We start from the raw sequence: 14,243 nt of genomic DNA, 5'->3' as shown, positions 1-14,243 counted from the left end.
TCGTTCCGCCGCTGACGATCCCCTTGAGCGTGTCCCGCCAGTCGTGGCCGTTGTGCTCGACCCGGCTGGTGGGGCCGTCGCCGGCATCGAACGCGACCGACACTGTTGGCAATTCGCCCCGGACGGGACAGGAGCGGTAGAAGGGTTTCCCGGGCTTGAGGAGCAGGACACCGGGCTTCTTCGCGCGCTCTTGCGTGCGGGGCCGCCGAGTCGTGACGTGACCGGATGGCGATCTGGGTGCCCAGGCCCTCGGCGACACGCAGCAGCCGTTCCACCGGTGCCGAGACGTTGCCGAGGCCCTGGTGCGCGGGTGGCGGCCGGGCAGGCTAGTTTGCTGGGATGAGTCTTCTTGATGATGTGGCCGAGCGCGACGGCTGGCGGTGCTGGGTGTGTGACGAGCCGGTCGACCCCGACGAGTCGGTCAACGACCAGCGGGGGCCCAGTGTCGACAGCCGGACCGCCGACCGGAAGGCCAAGGTCGCCGAGCGGCTCGCGCACCGCGGGTGCAATAGCCGCAAGGGTGCGGTCAAGGTCGTCATCGCCTGGCCGGAGCGCCTGTACGTAGTCGAACCCGCGCCGCTGATCGCCGTTGCCGACAGGTTGGAGCGCAAGGGGGGACGCGAGATGGTGGGCCGTTGTCCGACCAGGAAGGACGCCCAAGAGGCGGCGGATTGGCTGGTGGACCGGTTCTCCCGACTTCTACCTGGGCTGCCGGTGACCGCTGACGTCGAGGCGGGCGGCGGCCAGTTCCTCGTCATGCTGGCCACCGGTCGCCGCTGATCGGGGATCACCCCCAACCAAAGACGGTCGACGACGGGGCGCAGTACCCGGAGAAGACGAACGGGCCTGCGACGCCCCGCGGACAGCAGTAGCGCAGCAGCGTAAGCCGCCGCACTCGCCCGATGGCGGCCCGCGCTGCTGTGTTCACTGCTCGGAGGGAAAGGGCTCCGGACTGCCGGCCCGCCGCCGCGCCACGGGCGCGGCCGAGGATCTTGCCGTGGCAGCGGACGCGGCGCCCGCCCTCGGCGTCGGGCGGGTTGGGCGGTGCTTACGGTCCCTCCGGGACGCCGAGCGGCACGGTGAAGCGCGGCTGCCAGCCGTCCTCCGTCAGCACCACCAGCTGGACCGCCGCCGCACGGGTGTCCAGCGGCAACAGGCTGCCGATCGCGGCGCGGACATGGGCTGCGGCTGCCGGGGTGTCCGCACCCATGGCAACCGTGACATGGGCGGCGGGCCGCGCCCCGAAGCGGCCCCTGTACGGGCGCAACCCGGGCCACTGGTCGCGGAACGCATCGACGATCGGTTGGAGTCCCGGAACGGTGACGGCGACGAAGCCGGACGCCGTCACGACCTCCTCCAAGCGCAGATCAGCTGCCGGAAAACGCGCAACCAGGGAACGCACGCCCTTCTCGTCCTGATGTGTCAGCGCCGATTCCGGCACGAACGGGTAGAGGAGCGAGACGTGCGCCGGCACCCCACGACGCACCAGAGCCGGGTCGACACGCCACGCCGCCTCGAGGAGCGGGTCGGCATCGGGCAAGGCAATGACGAGGGCAGTGGTCCCTGGCTCTGGCACGCCGTCATCATCGCAGGCCAGTCAGCTACTGCGCCCATCGCACCGGGAGGTGGGTGGGAGCGATTGGATCAGGCCGGGATGCGGGTTCCCGCGCCGCCGACCCTGATCCGCCGGTCGCCCGCCCGCAGTTCCACCGTCAGGACGCCAGGACGCCCCATGTCCTCCCCCTGGTGGAGGGTGAGGACCGTCGCCTCGGGCACGAGTGCGAGCTCACGGGCGTACGCGCCGAAGGCGGCCGCCGCCGCCCCGGTCGCCGGGTCCTCCACCACACCGCCCACCGGGAACGGGCCGCGGACGTGGAACACCTCCGCGGAGGCGCGCCAGACCAACTGCACCGTCGTCAGGTCGAGCCGGTGCATCAGGGCCTCCAGCCGGGCGAAGTCATACGCCAGGCGGGCCAGGCGCTCTCGGGTCGCGGCGGCCAGGACAAGATGGCGGGCGCCCGCGAAGGCGATGCGGGGAGGCAGGGCGGGATCGAGGTCGTCGGCCGGCCAGTCGAGCGCGGCGAGTGCCTCTGCCAGGTCATCGGCCGCTATCTCCTCGATGTGCGGCTCGACGCTCGTGAGCGTGGCCCGCAGCGCCCCGCCCTCCCGCGTCACGGTGACCGGCACGGTCCCGGCACGCGTGGTGAACACCAGGTCGCCGGGGCCGATGCGCTCAGCGAGGGCCACGGCAGTCGCGACGGTGGCGTGACCGCAGAAAGGCACCTCCGCCTTGGGGCTGAAGTAGCGGATGGTGTAGGCGCGCTCTGCTTCCGAAGCGCCGGAGCCCGATCCCTCGAACGGCGCTGTCAGGAACGCGCTCTCGCTGTAGCCGACTTCGGCGGCGATCGCCAGCATCTCCTCGTCGTCGAGGCCCGTGGCGTCGAGAACGACTCCGGCGGGATTGCCTCCCTCGGGATCGTCGGAGAAGGCGGTGTAACGCAGGACGTCGGTGGTTTCCCGTACGGAGTTCATGCCGGGAGAACGGCACCGAGCCCCGGAGTGGTTCCCCGGGGACGGGAACCGTCTCGGAGCTCCGTGCCCGGACACGACCTACGGCGGAGCACCATCGACAGGGCCGCCAGTAGCTCCACTTGCCCCGCCGCTCCACAGTGGCGGGGCCTTCATGGCGCCATGGGGCCGTCCTCCCTGTTTCGGATGCTGATTACGGCTTGCGTCCGCACCACGCCACGAGGCGGTCGATGGCCGGCGCGTCCGCGTCGACGTCGACCGCGGCCCCGAACGGCGTACCGTCACGAGGCCCGGTGGGCAGCCCGCGCCTCATGGCGGCGTACGAGATCGCCACGAGTTCTGCGTCCCAGTCCGGGAGTTGGCCGGTCGCCGTGGCCATGTCCCAGGTGTGCACGGTGAATTCCGAGGTCCAGACGGCTGCGGCGGCGGCACCCGGAACGCGACCGAACGGCAGCGTCAGCGTCCGGCCCAGGATCGCGGGATCCGCCCACGCCGCCTCGACCTCACGCGCCGCGGCGTCCCACGCCTCTTGCCATTCGGTGTCCGCCAGGTCGTCGGCGACCGCGGGGAGACTCGTCACGTCGCCGCCGCGCCCGGCGAGGGCGATCCGGCGCAGGACGGCGACGAGGTGCCCGGCCAGCATCCGGACGGTGAATTCGGTGCAGGGCGTGGGCCCGTCGAACTGCTCGGGCCGGACTGCGATGACGGTACGTCCGGCCAGCGCGATGGCCTTCAGCAGGCCCTGGCGAGGGTCGTCGGTGGCATCAGGTGTGACAGTGGACCGTGGGGTGTTCTCCGTGTGCGTCATGACTTCATCCTGGAAGCCGAACAGGTCATCTCCTGGCCACTTTCCGGAAGAGAATGGTCGGTATGAGAGCCGATCGCCTGGTGGCAACCCTGCTGTTCCTCCAAACGCGTACCCGTGTGACCGTGGCCGAGGTCGCCGCCGAACTCGAAGTGTCGCCACGGACCGCGCGCCGCGACCTGGAGGCCCTGTCCACCGCGGGCATCCCCGTCTACTCGCAGCGTGGCCGCGGCGGCGGCTGGTCGTTGGTCGGCGGCGCCCGTACGGACCTCACCGGGCTGACCGCCGAGGAGATCCGGGCGCTGTTCCTGCTCGCGGGCCCTGCGTCGACCACGCCCGAACTCCGCACGGCACTGCGCAAGTTGGTACGTGCGCTGCCCGCACCCCTGCGTTCGGGCGCCGAGGCCGCGTCGCGGGCCGGCCTTACCGACGGCACGGACTGGTCGCGCGCCGACGTCACGGCCACCGGGCCGCACCTCGACGCGCTCCGGCGGGCCGTGGTGGACGGGATCCAGGTGCGGCTCGGGTACGCCGGGCCCGGCAAGCCCGTCGGCGTGCGAACCGTCCATCCGCTCGGGCTCGTGGCGAAGGCCGGTCACGACTACCTCTTCGCCGGGACGGAGCGGGGCTTGCGAGCCTTCCGGCTCAGCCGGGTCGCCTCGGTCGAGGCGACCGGGGAGCCCGTCGTACGGCCGCTCGGCTTCGACCTTCCGACGGTCTGGCGTTCGTTCGCCGCGCGCTTTGAGGAGCGGCTGTACGCGGCGACGGTCCGGGCCCGGGCCGAGCCGGGTGCCATGGCGATCCTGGAGCGGCTGTTCGACGGGCGCCTGCACGTCGGTCCGATGCTCCCCGACGGGTGGACCGAGATACGGGTCGACGGGCCGACGCCGGAAGTCGTCGCGACACAGCTGGCCGGTCTGGGGGCACGCATCGAGGTGCTGGACCCGCCGGAGGCAAGGGAGCGCCTCGCACGTCTGGCGGTCGAGCTGGCCGGTGTGTACGGACCGCCGGGCTCTTTCTGAGCAAAGGGAGCGCGCCGGGACACGGCCGGCCTGGTACGCGGAAATGGCTGCCTCCACGCGGTTTCGCGCACCCAACTTCTCGAGCACGGCGCCGGCATGTGCCTTCACTGTGCCCTCGACCAGGTGTAGGCGGTTCGTGATCTCCGCGTTCGAGAGCCCGGCCCCGAGTCCGGCCAGCACGTCGGGCTCCCGTTCGGTGAGCCGGTCCGTGCGGACCTGGCCCCGATTCCGCGTTCACCGCCGTCCTCCCGCGAAGGACCTTTCCGCCGACTGGCATTCCCGGCCACCCAGGCGCCGTACGCCCCTATGCCGGAAGGAGCAGTGCCTCCGCGCCCACGGGGCGATATCCGGCTGCCTGGAAGGCGCGGACGCTGCGGGCATTGCCGGCTGCCTGCTGCGACCAGACCGACTCGCCCCGGGGCACGAGGTGGCGGGCAGCAGTGGCCAGTTCCCTGCCGAGCCCGCGGTGTCGCGCGTCCTCGTCCACCTCGATCGCCGTCTCCCAGCGGCCGGCGACACCACGGCCGAGGACAAGGATTCCGCCGGCGGCGGCCCAGGCGCTTACGTCGTCGCGTCGCCGGCGCGCGCGAACCACCCTGGGGTGGACCGGATCCGTGATCTCCCGCAGTTCCAGGGCGGGGCGGCCGGGGAGAGAGGACGCGACGGTCAGGAGGTCGATCGTGTCGGTGGATCGCCCTGTCCGGTCGAGGAGGGCGCTCAGGAACCGCGGGTTCATGGTGGCGGCCAGTGCGTCGCAGCCCGTCGCAGCCAGCGTCTCGTGGACCCAGCTGGGGTCCTCGTCGGTGAAGACAACCGAGTGCGCGGTGAAGGCGAGCACTCCGGTGTCACGTTGGTTCGGGGCGGGTACCACGGTGGTGCCGCCGTCGGGCACCGGGAAGTTCCCGTTCGCCGCGGCGTCCATGATGTCCGCCAGGGTCTGTCGCAAGGTCTTCACCGTTCTCCTGTCTGTCGCCTGCCCGTACCCCGTCGAGCAGGCGCGATCCGTGTGATCAGCGTGCGGGCCGTCCCGTGTCCGACAGCCTGTTGTGCCCCGTGGCTGGGACTGCAGGGCCTCCGCTGCCGGACGATGCCCCGGTCAGGACGTGAAGGACTCGGGGCCGAAGCGGCCCCACACCACGAAGGCGGCCAGGGCGAGGTAGGCCAGGTCCACCACCAGGAATGTCATCTCGTGACGCCGCATGCGAGTGATCGCCGCGCCGGTCATCATCAGGACCAGGCCGAGGGCTGCCAGCGGGACCAGAACCGGCGCGTTGCCGAGCACAGCGGGCAGGATCAGGCCCACCGCGGCCAGCACTTCGAGGGCTCCGATGGTCTTGACGCCGCCCGCGCTGAAGTCCTCGGCCCAACGGGCGCTGTGACCACTGGCGACGATCTTCTCCTTCGGCGTGATCACCTTGAAGGCACCGCCGAGCAGGTAGGCGGCGGCGAGCAGTCCGGTGACGATCCACAGGGCGAGGTTCATGGGAGGTGTCCTTACGTGGTGTCGGCTCGGGGAGCCGGGGTCGGGGAGCCGGGGTCGGGCGGTCGTGAAGCGGTCGGGCCGGGCGGATCGTCGGCCTTGCCAGCCGGGCGGATCGTCAGCCATGCCGGCCGGGCTGGTGTCGCTCGCGGGCTGCTGGATCATGACGTTCCCGCGGTTGAAGGCGTTGATGACGGCGATCTGGGCCACCAGGCCGGCGAGCTGGTCGTCGTCGTAGTGCGTGACGGGGTTCGCCCAGACCGCGTCCGAGACGCCGCCGGCCGCCTCGGCGATGCGGGTGCCCTCTTGCCCTGCTCGCCGCGACGATGTGCTGCATGGCCTTGGCGGCGACGGGGCTGGTCATGAAGTCCGGTCGAGCGTCCATCGTGCACTCCTCGTTCCTGCTGTTCGCTGTCGCCCTCTAAGACAGGGCACGCTGGCAGCCTGTGACAGGGGCTGACGTGACGTGCGTCTCCCCGCCGGATTGCGATGGCCCGGCGACGGTCGACCGAAGTGCCTTGGATACCCTCTGGGCGTCCTGTGGATCTTGGAATGGGCGGGCGGGGCGGCGGGTTCGGACTGAGTACCGACGCCCGCGAGTTGGGGGAGGGGTCCCATGTCGGGAGCAACGGATGTGACGGACGGGGCCGGCTACCGACCTCTGATGTTCTCCATCGCCTACGGGATGACCGGGTCGGTGGGCGACGCCGAGGACCTCGTTCAGGACGCTTTCCTCGGCTTGACCCGAGCGCACCGGGCGGGTACCACGATCTCCGCACCGAAGGCGTACCTCACCACGGCCGTGACGCGGTTGGGGATCAACCACCTGAGCTCGGCACGGGTACGCAGGGAGACCTACGTGGGAAACTGGCTGCCCGAACCGGTCGTCGTGGCCCATGACCGGCCGGGACCGGTCGAGCACGTCGAGCTGGCCGACTCGCTGTCCATGGCCTTCCTCGTGCTGCTGGAGGCCCTTTCCCCGGTGGAGCGGGCGGTGTTCATGCTGCGCGAGGTGTTCGGGTACGACTACCCGGACGTGGCGAGGGCCACCGGGAAGTCCGAGGCGAACTGCCGCCAGATCTTCGCCCGTGCCAAGAAGCGCATCGCCGCGGCTGGGCCGGATGCGGACAGCGTGCCGCCCGCCGCCCGGCGGGCCGAGGGCGAGAAACTCGCCCGCAAGTTCTTCGAGGCCGCCGAGGGCGGCGACCTGGACGCGCTGCTCGGCATGCTCGCGCCCGATGTCGTGTACTACGGGGACGGCGGCGGCAAGGCGCGTGCGACCAGGAATCCGGTGGTCGATCCGCAGCGCGTCGGACAGCTGCTCGTCGGCGGGTTCCGCCGGATCCGGAGCCTCGGTGCCGGCCTGCGTCCGGCCTGGGTCAACAGCCGCCCGGGCGCCGTGACGTACGACCCTGAGGGCCGTGTGGTCAACGTGGTCGAGCTCGACATCGTCGACGGTGTCATTCGGGCGATCCACTCCGTGTCCAACCCCGACAAGCTCGGCCACCTCGGACCGGTGTCCGACTTGGCACGGCTGTCGAAGGAATAGTCCACCCCGGCCCGCGGCACCGCTGCGTTCGCGGCTGCGGGGCGGGCCGTGCTCGCGGGGCGGGCCGGGGCCCAGTCGGCCCCGTATGGGGTTGCGATGTCCTGAGCGCTGGGGCCGTTTGTGCGGAGGATCTTGTGCGGGCAGCATGGCCCGATGACGGGATGCCGTGGCTGTCGAGGAGTGGCGGTGACCGGAGGGGAGGAGCAGGGAATGATCAGGCTGGCGGACGGCCCTATGACGTGGGTGGTGACGGGTGACAGCATCACCCAGGGGGTCCTGCATACCCACGGTGCTCGTGGCTGGGTCGAGCACGTGCATGAGCGGGTTCGCTGGCAGCTGGACCGGCTTACCGACGTCGTGGTCAACACTGGTGTCTCCGGCTGGGGTGCGGTCGACGTGCTGGCGGCTCAGGACTGGCTCGTCGGCCGTTTCGAGCCCGATGTGCTGTCCGTGTCCCTCGGTACCAACGACTGTCTTGCCGGGGAGAGTGGCCTGCCCGCGTTTCACGACGCGATGCGCCGGATCGTCGCTGGGGTGAGCCCGGGGACTCAAGTCGTGCTGCACACGCCCGCTTTGGTCGGCTTCTCAGGACGGGAGCGGCGGGCGGCCCTTCCGGCGTACTGCCAGGCGGTACGGGAGATCGCCGAGGACACCGGCGTGTTGCTCGTGGACCACGAGACGTACTGGCGGGAGCACCACGGCGTGGCCGACCCCATCGCGTGGCTCGACGACCCGGCCCATCCCAACGCGGTCGGCCACCTGCGGATGGCCGAACACACCCTGCATACGCTGGGCCTGGGCCGACTGGACCCCCTCTGAAGCGTGTTCGACAAGTCGATCGTTCGGTGAGCGAGCGGCGGGTGGTGACGTAGTCGACGGCGGCGAGCGGAACCGGCCGGGTTCCGGCGCACACGGTGGCAGGCCGGCAGCTGAGGTGCGGGTGGAGGCGTTTGGTCCACCACTGCCCGTTGTCGCGGCCGCTGGTCGGCCCCGAGTTCCAGCCGATCCCGAGCCGGGCGCCGGCAGGCAATCGATGGTGGCGTTGCAGGTCCCGGCGCAGCCGGTGCAGGTGCGGCTGCGGTCGCCGTGGACGCCGTCCTCGACGCGCTGTGTGCGGACCAGCCCGACCTGCCCGACGTCGACGAGAAGATAGGCCGGTTCATCACGCTGGCCGGCGAGGTTCACCGCGCCCGCGAGATCGTCATCCTGGAAGGGGCGGCACCTCTCGGGGAAGTCGCGGAACGCGTTACCCATGTGTCCGCCGATCTCTCCCACGTCATGCGACGGATGGCCGAGGACGCACACGCGGGAAACGACTACGCACACGCGGGAAACACCACCCACGAGGCCGAAGACATTGCCCTTGCCGCCGAACGAGAGCGGACCCTCTACCAAGCCGTCAAGGACTTCCGCCTCGCGGCCCGCAGCGCCATCGGCAAAAGCAACTGCTCCAGGGACTTCAAGCACGCCTGCCGGACCGTTGGGCCGAAACGGCGGCGCCCGCCGACCGACGACGTGCTGTTCGCTTGCGCCGTACAGGGACCCCGGTCCGCCAGGGGCAGGCACCGCGGTCGACCACCACCGGGATCGTTCCCACCCCAGCCGCTCGAACCGCCGCATCCGCAGACCGTGTACGTCTCCACCCACAAGGGCTCAGCTCTCGACACCAGGACCGCGTGGCCGCCCATATGTGGAGGACGTGAAGAATCTAGGGTGTGTTGTGAGGGGTTCGGGGTGCCCTGCGCATTTTCCGTCAGGGATTTCCTCTTGAGCCTGTGGCGAACGCCTTGTCGTTCCACTCGAACTCGTCGGTAACTGGTCGCGGTACCCGAGTTGATCGTCCGTACGAGCGCGTTGACCTGCTCAAACGCCGTGGCGCGGTAGCGGATTAAGGGAACGCTCATGCCTGCGTGCAGGCGGGGTAGGGTCGAACTCGTTCGAACGATACGGGTGCCGTCTCCTTACAAGTGCGGGTGCCTGTCGTTGGATTTGAAAGCTCGGGCGGAACACCGGGAATTCCGATACGGAGAGGGAAAACGGGGCACACCTGGACCCCATGGACGCAGACGACCGAAAGATGTTCTAGGCGAGGCAAACCGATGGATGCTCCAACCACTAGGTCCGCTGGTGGCGACAGATCCGGTGACGGCTCCGGTGACAGCTCCGGCGGCGGCAGTCGGAGCGCCGGCTGGTTCGGAACGAACCCGCCGCGTCACCGGAACGGGCAGCACGGCGAGCAGGACGGGCCCCGGGACACCGAGGGCCGCGTACCCGGCCGACCCTTCACGCAGATACGGCTCGTGGGCAGCGGCGCCGACCGGAGTCGGACGGCACCCGATTCACCCGCCCAGGTTCCGCCTCAGCGGCCGGCCCCGCCCCGGGCCGCCGCCCCTGCCCCGACTCCATCCTTGGCCTCGGTTCCGGCCCCGGAGGACACGTCCGACGCAGGGCTCCTACGGCGCACCATGGCTGAGATCGAGCCGATCGCCGACAAGGTCACCTCGCATTTCTACTCCCTGCTCTTCCTCCGCCACCCCGACCTGCGGGAGCTCTTCCCCGCTGCGATGGACACCCAGCGCGACCGCCTCTTCAAGGCGCTGCTCACCGCCGCGACCCACGCGGACGACCCCGCCACCCTGGCCGCGTACCTGTCCCACCTGGGCCGTGGACACCGGAAGTACGGCACCCTGCCCGAGCACTATCCCGCCGTCGGTGAGTGCCTCATCGGCGCTCTGTCCCACTACGCCCCGCGGAGTTGGGGGCCCAGGGCCGAAGCCGCCTGGGTGGCGGCCTACACCACGATCTCCCAGATCATGATCGACGCGGCAGCCGAGGACGCGCTGCGCGCCCCCGCCTCGTGGCGGGCGGAGGTGGTCGCCCATGACATGCGTACGCCCGACATCGCGGTCGTGACGGTCCGGCCCGACCAGCCGTACCCCTTCCTCGCCGGGCAGTACACCGCCCTGGAGACCCCCTGGTGGCCGCGCATCTGGCGGCACTACTCCTTCGCCGGCGCACCCCGCTCCGACGGACTGCTCTCCTTCCACGTCAAGGCCGTGCCGGCGGGCTGGGTCTCCAACGCCCTCGTACACCGCGCCCGCCCGGGGCACGTCATCCGGCTCGGTCCCCCCGCCGGATCCATGACCGTGGACCACAACACCGACAACGGACTGCTGTGCCTCGGCGGCGGCACCGGCATCGCGCCCATCAAGGCCCTGATCGAGGACGTCGCCCAGCACGGCCGCCACCGCTCCGTCCAGGTGTTCTACGGAGCCCGCCGGGGCAACGACCTGTACGACATCGAGACGATGCTCCGGATGCAGCAGTCGCACCCCTGGCTCTCTGTCCGTTCGGTCGTCGACGACGGTCCCGGCAGCGGCTTGGGCGCCCGGCTCCCCGAAGCCGTCTACGAGTACGGCCCGTGGCACACCTACGACGCGTACCTGTCGGGACCGCCCGGCATGATCCGCCGCGGCGTCGACACGCTGGTGGACATCGGCATACCCGCCCACCGCATACGGCACGACTCCATCGAGGAACTGGTCGGGGCAAGGAATTGAGCACATTCGAACGCGAACGCGAACGGGCCGGGCTCCGGCAGCCGGCGCCGGTACGCACCACGCGGCCGGGGAGCGACGGCGAACATCAGGTCCAGCAGCGCATGGGCACCACCGAACGCGCCGACAGGTTCTACGCCGACCAGGTCCTCGACCGGCTCAACACCCGGATGCGGGCGTTCGCGGCACGGCAGGAGATGTTCTTCCTGGCGACCGCCGACCGGCACGGCGCATGCGACAACACGTTCCGGGCCGGGCCGCCGGGATTCCTCCACGTCCTGGACGACCGGACCCTCGCCTACCCCGAGTACCGGGGCAACGGTGTTCAGGCCAGCCTCGGCAACATCGAGGAGAACCCGCACGTCGGCATCCTGATGATGGACTTCCTCCAGGACCGCATCGGACTCCACGTGAACGGCACGGCGCGGGTCGTGGCCGACGACGAGATGCGCCGAACGCACTTCGGTCTCGCGTACGACCCCGTACCCGGCCGTCGTGCCCAGGTCTGGGTGGAGATCGCCGTCGAGGAGGCGTACATCCACTGCGCCAAACACATTCCCCACCTGCGGAAGATGCCTCCGCGCGACACCGGCCGCGCGTGGGGGACGGACGACTTCAAGCGCAAGGGCGGCGACTTCTTCGGGGCCGCCGCCGAAGCGGCCGAGCGTGGCGCGTTCCTGCCGCCGCCTCGCGCGGACGCGGCCATGTGGCGAGCGGAAGCCGAAAAGGTGCTGGAACGGGCCGAGCAGCGTCCGGCCGCGGCGAGGGAACAGACGTTCAGCGGCTGGTTCAGCCGAAGCGTCTCCGCCTGACCGGCCCCCTCCCACTGCCGTCTCTCTCCGTAGGCGGTTTCGACGGGCGTCGGCACTCTGCGCAGACGCCCGTGCGTTCCAGGGCGTGGTGGACGCCGCTGAAGCCGGACGCGGTCGGTACGTCGGCGAGCCAGCGTTCGACGACTTCGGTGTCGACCGGGTGGCTGCGGCCGCAGGCGCGGCACGTGAGGTAGTGGCGGTGCACGCCCGCGGAGCGCATCCGGTACAGACGTTCCCCCGCGTCGCGGACCGTGTCCACCTGGCCGGCGCGTGCCATCGCCCGGAGCGCCCGGTACACCGTGGTCAGGCCGGTCGGCACCCCTGCCTCGGTCAGTGCCGCGTGCAGCGCCTTGGCGGTGACGAAGTCCGGTGAGTGCGCCAACGCGGTGTGCACGGCCTCGCGTTGACGTGTCGTACGTCTCCACTCGCCGGGCTGAGGTTGTGTCCGAGGCCCGGAGTCAGCCGGACTCACGCCAGCCATCTCCTCCAGGGGGACGCGGGCGGGGCGACCCGGACCGCATGCTCCGCGCCTTCGGCCTGGACCGCGCGACCGTTCCGGAGCAGCGGACGCCCGACCAGGAGGCGGCGGCGTGATCGAGTTCCTCCTCTCTCCCTGGGAACTGCCCTTCATGCATCGCGCCTTCGCGGTGGCCGGGGGCGCCGGCCTGGCCTGCGGGGTCGTCGGGGTCTACGTCGTCCTGCGCGGGATGGCCTTCATCGGCGACGCCGTGGCCCACTCCGCGTTCCCCGGAGTGGCGCTCGCCTACGCGCTGGAGGGCAATCTGCTGCTCGGCGGCGCGACGCCGGCGTCACCACCCGACGTCCTCATCGCCTTCGTCTCCCAGAACCGGCGGCTGAAGGAGGACACCGTCATCGGCGTCTTCTTCGCCTTTGCCTTCGGCCTCGGCATCGTCCTCGCGTCCACCCGTGACAGCTGGACGACCCCTGTCCTCCTTCCTCTTCGGCCAGGTCCTCGCCGTCGGCCCCGAGGTCGTGTGGACGGTGGCGGCCATCGGGGCCGTCCTCGTCACGGTCGTGCTGCTCCCGCGCAAGGAACTCATCGCCGTGACGCTGGACCATGAGACGGCCCGCGCCGCCGGCGCCGGCTTGCTCAGCAGCGCGCGCCGACGGGACGGCGCAGTCACACGCCTCTCCAGGTGCGTCGCCGCCGCCAGATCGGCGGGCGAGATGTCCCTCGGCGGTGTCGTCAAAGAGCCACGCTCACTCACAAGCGGGGGTCGCGGCTGCTGGTAGAACTGGGCCGTGCCTGCTCCGGAGCCGGCACGGACGACTCTCTTGTCCGGCGGCCACTCCTCCCTCGGCCCCGGACTTCACCCTGGAGCCCTCTTTGCCCCTGCGGACAGGTACCAACCGCCCGATATCCCTGCTCGTGTCGACCGCCCTTGCGGCCGCAACGCTCACCGGCTGCGCGCTGCTGGAACTCGCCCGAGACTGCGAGGGGACTGACGACCGGGTGAAGGAGTTGGCGGCGCTCGACGTCCTCGACTCCCGGCCCGACGGGGCCACCATCGCCCGGGGGTTCGAGGAGGTGGACGCCGGCTGCTGGGCGGACAGCGGCGATGTCGTGGTGTACGCCGGCCGGACGTACGCCTTCCCCGGCACACGGGCCGAAGTGACCGCGCACTACCGGACGGCGTTGGTGCGGGAGGGATGGATTCCGGACCCCGAAGTCTTGCCCGGCGACCTGTGCTTCACCAGAGAGGGCATGGCCCTGTGGATCGTCTTCCTCACCGCCGAGCGCCTCGCGGAGGACGGTCACGGAAGCCGCCCCGACCTCACCACCGGGGCCGGCTACTCGGTCGGGATCGATTCGTACGTGGGCAGCGGCGCCGAGGCGAGTTGCTAGGTTCTGTCGTCGATGGGGTGGATCGTGGTCGGTGACAGGTCGTCATGAACTGGCTTATTTCGTGAGGCCATTGCTGCGTCGGACGTTGAAGGGGCGGCCTCGGCCGGACGACCGGACGATGCGCAACAGGAAGGTGTGGAAGTTCCGGGGCCGGGATGGCCAGGCGGGTGTGCCCGCGCTCTTCACGGGTCCTAGCGTGTGACGCCGAGTTGGAGCGGTACGACGGACCGCGCGTCGGCCTTGCTGAAGTCAACGGGAAGTCTCACTACTTCCAGAACCACGCCTACGACCACGCCGACGAAGCCGATGCGTACCAGGTCTGGCCCGCGAGCGAGGCAGCGGTGCAGCCCGCGGCAGCTCCGACCCGGGCGCGAGGCGGGTCCGAGCCGACCGGTCAAACCGCGCTCCCCGAACCTGTCTGGTACCGCGCCGTGCCTCCCCTGTCAGGGGTGCGGTCACGTCCACCGGCCGGAGCCGTGCACTCGTCAGAGTGGACCCGGGCCGTGCCGTCCACCGGCCCCCGGCGTCTCCGGCAGCGTGAGCCCCATGCACCCCCGCCGTACGACGCTCCTCATCCTCGCCGCGCTCCTCACCAGCGGATGCGTGGCCGTCCCCCACGCCC

15 protein-coding genes and 3 pseudogenes are annotated in these 14,243 nt (G+C 70.8%); 9 read left to right on the top strand and 9 right to left on the bottom strand.

What is annotated here, in order from left to right; genetic code table 11:
* Window positions 1–339: 339 nt before the first annotated feature.
* Complete coding sequence (locus tag IO20_RS0103210) at window positions 340–780, top strand: hypothetical protein (protein WP_030546356.1); 441 nt, start codon at window positions 340–342, stop codon at window positions 778–780.
* Between the two features lie 268 nt (window positions 781–1,048).
* Here the strand turns inward: IO20_RS0103210 and IO20_RS0103205 are convergent, their stop codons facing one another.
* The 3 genes from IO20_RS0103205 to IO20_RS0103195 form a co-directional block, all read right to left on the bottom strand.
* A complete protein-coding gene (locus IO20_RS0103205; protein ID WP_037634510.1) occupies window positions 1,049–1,576 on the bottom strand; it encodes a 2'-5' RNA ligase family protein in 528 nt (175 codons plus the stop codon).
* 68 nt (window positions 1,577–1,644) lie between these two features.
* On the bottom strand, window positions 1,645–2,532 hold the full coding sequence (locus IO20_RS0103200; RefSeq protein WP_030546360.1) for a PhzF family phenazine biosynthesis protein: 888 nt from the start codon (window positions 2,530–2,532) through the stop codon (window positions 1,645–1,647).
* A 190-nt stretch (window positions 2,533–2,722) separates the two neighbouring features.
* Window positions 2,723–3,337, bottom strand: coding sequence for a TIGR03086 family metal-binding protein (locus tag IO20_RS0103195; protein ID WP_030546362.1), 615 nt, complete (start codon window positions 3,335–3,337; stop codon window positions 2,723–2,725).
* A gap of 62 nt (window positions 3,338–3,399) precedes the next feature.
* Here IO20_RS0103195 and IO20_RS0103190 point away from each other — a divergent pair, with 62 nt between their 5' ends.
* Window positions 3,400–4,356: a helix-turn-helix transcriptional regulator gene (locus IO20_RS0103190; protein ID WP_037634590.1), complete on the top strand. Its 957-nt coding sequence runs from the start codon at window positions 3,400–3,402 to the stop codon at window positions 4,354–4,356.
* A 15-nt stretch (window positions 4,357–4,371) separates the two neighbouring features.
* Here IO20_RS0103190 and IO20_RS38235 read toward each other — a convergent pair.
* From IO20_RS38235 to IO20_RS41140, 4 genes and pseudogenes are all read right to left on the bottom strand, one after another.
* A pseudogene (locus IO20_RS38235) lies at window positions 4,372–4,563 on the bottom strand (response regulator transcription factor); the annotation flags it as partial.
* 97 nt (window positions 4,564–4,660) lie between these two features.
* On the bottom strand, window positions 4,661–5,302 hold the full coding sequence (locus IO20_RS0103185) for a GNAT family N-acetyltransferase (RefSeq protein WP_030546366.1): 642 nt from the start codon (window positions 5,300–5,302) through the stop codon (window positions 4,661–4,663).
* Window positions 5,303–5,452: 150 nt separating this feature from the next.
* On the bottom strand, window positions 5,453–5,839 hold the full coding sequence (locus tag IO20_RS0103180; RefSeq protein ID WP_030546368.1) for a DoxX family protein: 387 nt from the start codon (window positions 5,837–5,839) through the stop codon (window positions 5,453–5,455).
* 129 nt (window positions 5,840–5,968) lie between these two features.
* Window positions 5,969–6,145 (bottom strand): annotated as a pseudogene (locus tag IO20_RS41140) (carboxymuconolactone decarboxylase family protein); the annotation flags it as partial.
* A gap of 307 nt (window positions 6,146–6,452) precedes the next feature.
* Between IO20_RS41140 and sigJ the strand changes: the two are divergent.
* Window positions 6,453–7,385, top strand: a complete 933-nt coding sequence (sigJ, locus tag IO20_RS0103165; RefSeq protein ID WP_030546369.1) for an RNA polymerase sigma factor SigJ — start codon at window positions 6,453–6,455, stop codon at window positions 7,383–7,385.
* A gap of 210 nt (window positions 7,386–7,595) precedes the next feature.
* Window positions 7,596–8,204, top strand: coding sequence for an SGNH/GDSL hydrolase family protein (locus IO20_RS0103160; protein ID WP_157850720.1), 609 nt, complete (start codon window positions 7,596–7,598; stop codon window positions 8,202–8,204).
* Between the two features lie 725 nt (window positions 8,205–8,929).
* On the opposite strand, the pseudogene IO20_RS42270 reads toward IO20_RS0103160, so the two are convergent.
* Window positions 8,930–9,073, bottom strand: a pseudogene (locus IO20_RS42270) (IS5/IS1182 family transposase); the annotation flags it as partial.
* A gap of 411 nt (window positions 9,074–9,484) precedes the next feature.
* On the opposite strand from IO20_RS42270, the gene IO20_RS0103155 reads away from it, so the two are divergent.
* Complete coding sequence (locus IO20_RS0103155) at window positions 9,485–10,945, top strand: globin domain-containing protein (protein ID WP_078945836.1); 1,461 nt, start codon at window positions 9,485–9,487, stop codon at window positions 10,943–10,945.
* A 101-nt stretch (window positions 10,946–11,046) separates the two neighbouring features.
* Complete coding sequence (locus IO20_RS0103150; RefSeq protein ID WP_037634588.1) at window positions 11,047–11,754, top strand: pyridoxamine 5'-phosphate oxidase family protein; 708 nt, start codon at window positions 11,047–11,049, stop codon at window positions 11,752–11,754.
* Here IO20_RS0103150 and IO20_RS0103145 read toward each other — a convergent pair.
* Window positions 11,732–12,235 (bottom strand): Fur family transcriptional regulator, encoded by a 504-nt coding sequence (locus IO20_RS0103145; RefSeq protein WP_078945837.1) that lies wholly within the window; start codon window positions 12,233–12,235, stop codon window positions 11,732–11,734. The two genes, IO20_RS0103150 and IO20_RS0103145, sit on opposite strands and share 23 nt — an antisense overlap.
* Window positions 12,236–12,344: 109 nt before the next feature.
* Here IO20_RS0103145 and IO20_RS38225 point away from each other — a divergent pair, with 109 nt between their 5' ends.
* From IO20_RS38225 to IO20_RS0103135, 3 genes are all read left to right on the top strand, one after another.
* Complete coding sequence (locus IO20_RS38225) at window positions 12,345–12,836, top strand: metal ABC transporter permease (RefSeq protein WP_078945838.1); 492 nt, start codon at window positions 12,345–12,347, stop codon at window positions 12,834–12,836.
* On the top strand, window positions 12,748–13,008 hold the full coding sequence (locus IO20_RS42265; protein ID WP_425423694.1) for a hypothetical protein: 261 nt from the start codon (window positions 12,748–12,750) through the stop codon (window positions 13,006–13,008). The genes IO20_RS38225 and IO20_RS42265 overlap by 89 nt, the downstream gene beginning before the upstream one ends.
* Before the next feature lie 136 nt (window positions 13,009–13,144).
* Complete coding sequence (locus IO20_RS0103135; RefSeq protein ID WP_245684852.1) at window positions 13,145–13,621, top strand: hypothetical protein; 477 nt, start codon at window positions 13,145–13,147, stop codon at window positions 13,619–13,621.
* Window positions 13,622–14,243: the final 622 nt, after the last annotated feature.

It is taken from the genome of Streptomyces exfoliatus, assembly GCF_000725545.1.
Lineage (GTDB): Bacteria > Actinomycetota > Actinomycetes > Streptomycetales > Streptomycetaceae > Streptomyces > Streptomyces exfoliatus.
Note: the sequence above shows the minus strand (reverse complement) of the source record. Positions and strands in the feature narration are given on the sequence as shown.

Excerpts from the sequence above, each read along its gene's own strand:
- IO20_RS0103210 (WP_030546356.1), top strand. The coding sequence starts at position 340 with ATGAGTCTTCTTGATGATGTGGCCGAGCGCGACGGCTGGCGGTGCTGG.
- IO20_RS0103200 (WP_030546360.1), bottom strand. The coding sequence starts at position 2,532 with ATGAACTCCGTACGGGAAACCACCGACGTCCTGCGTTACACCGCCTTC.
- IO20_RS0103195 (WP_030546362.1), bottom strand. The coding sequence starts at position 3,337 with ATGACGCACACGGAGAACACCCCACGGTCCACTGTCACACCTGATGCC.
- IO20_RS0103190 (WP_037634590.1), top strand. The coding sequence starts at position 3,400 with ATGAGAGCCGATCGCCTGGTGGCAACCCTGCTGTTCCTCCAAACGCGT.
- IO20_RS0103180 (WP_030546368.1), bottom strand. The coding sequence starts at position 5,839 with ATGAACCTCGCCCTGTGGATCGTCACCGGACTGCTCGCCGCCGCCTAC.
- sigJ (WP_030546369.1), top strand. The coding sequence starts at position 6,453 with ATGTCGGGAGCAACGGATGTGACGGACGGGGCCGGCTACCGACCTCTG.
- IO20_RS0103160 (WP_157850720.1), top strand. The coding sequence starts at position 7,596 with ATGATCAGGCTGGCGGACGGCCCTATGACGTGGGTGGTGACGGGTGAC.
- IO20_RS0103155 (WP_078945836.1), top strand. The coding sequence starts at position 9,485 with ATGGATGCTCCAACCACTAGGTCCGCTGGTGGCGACAGATCCGGTGAC.
- IO20_RS0103150 (WP_037634588.1), top strand. The coding sequence starts at position 11,047 with ATGGGCACCACCGAACGCGCCGACAGGTTCTACGCCGACCAGGTCCTC.
- IO20_RS0103145 (WP_078945837.1), bottom strand. The coding sequence starts at position 12,235 with ATGGCTGGCGTGAGTCCGGCTGACTCCGGGCCTCGGACACAACCTCAG.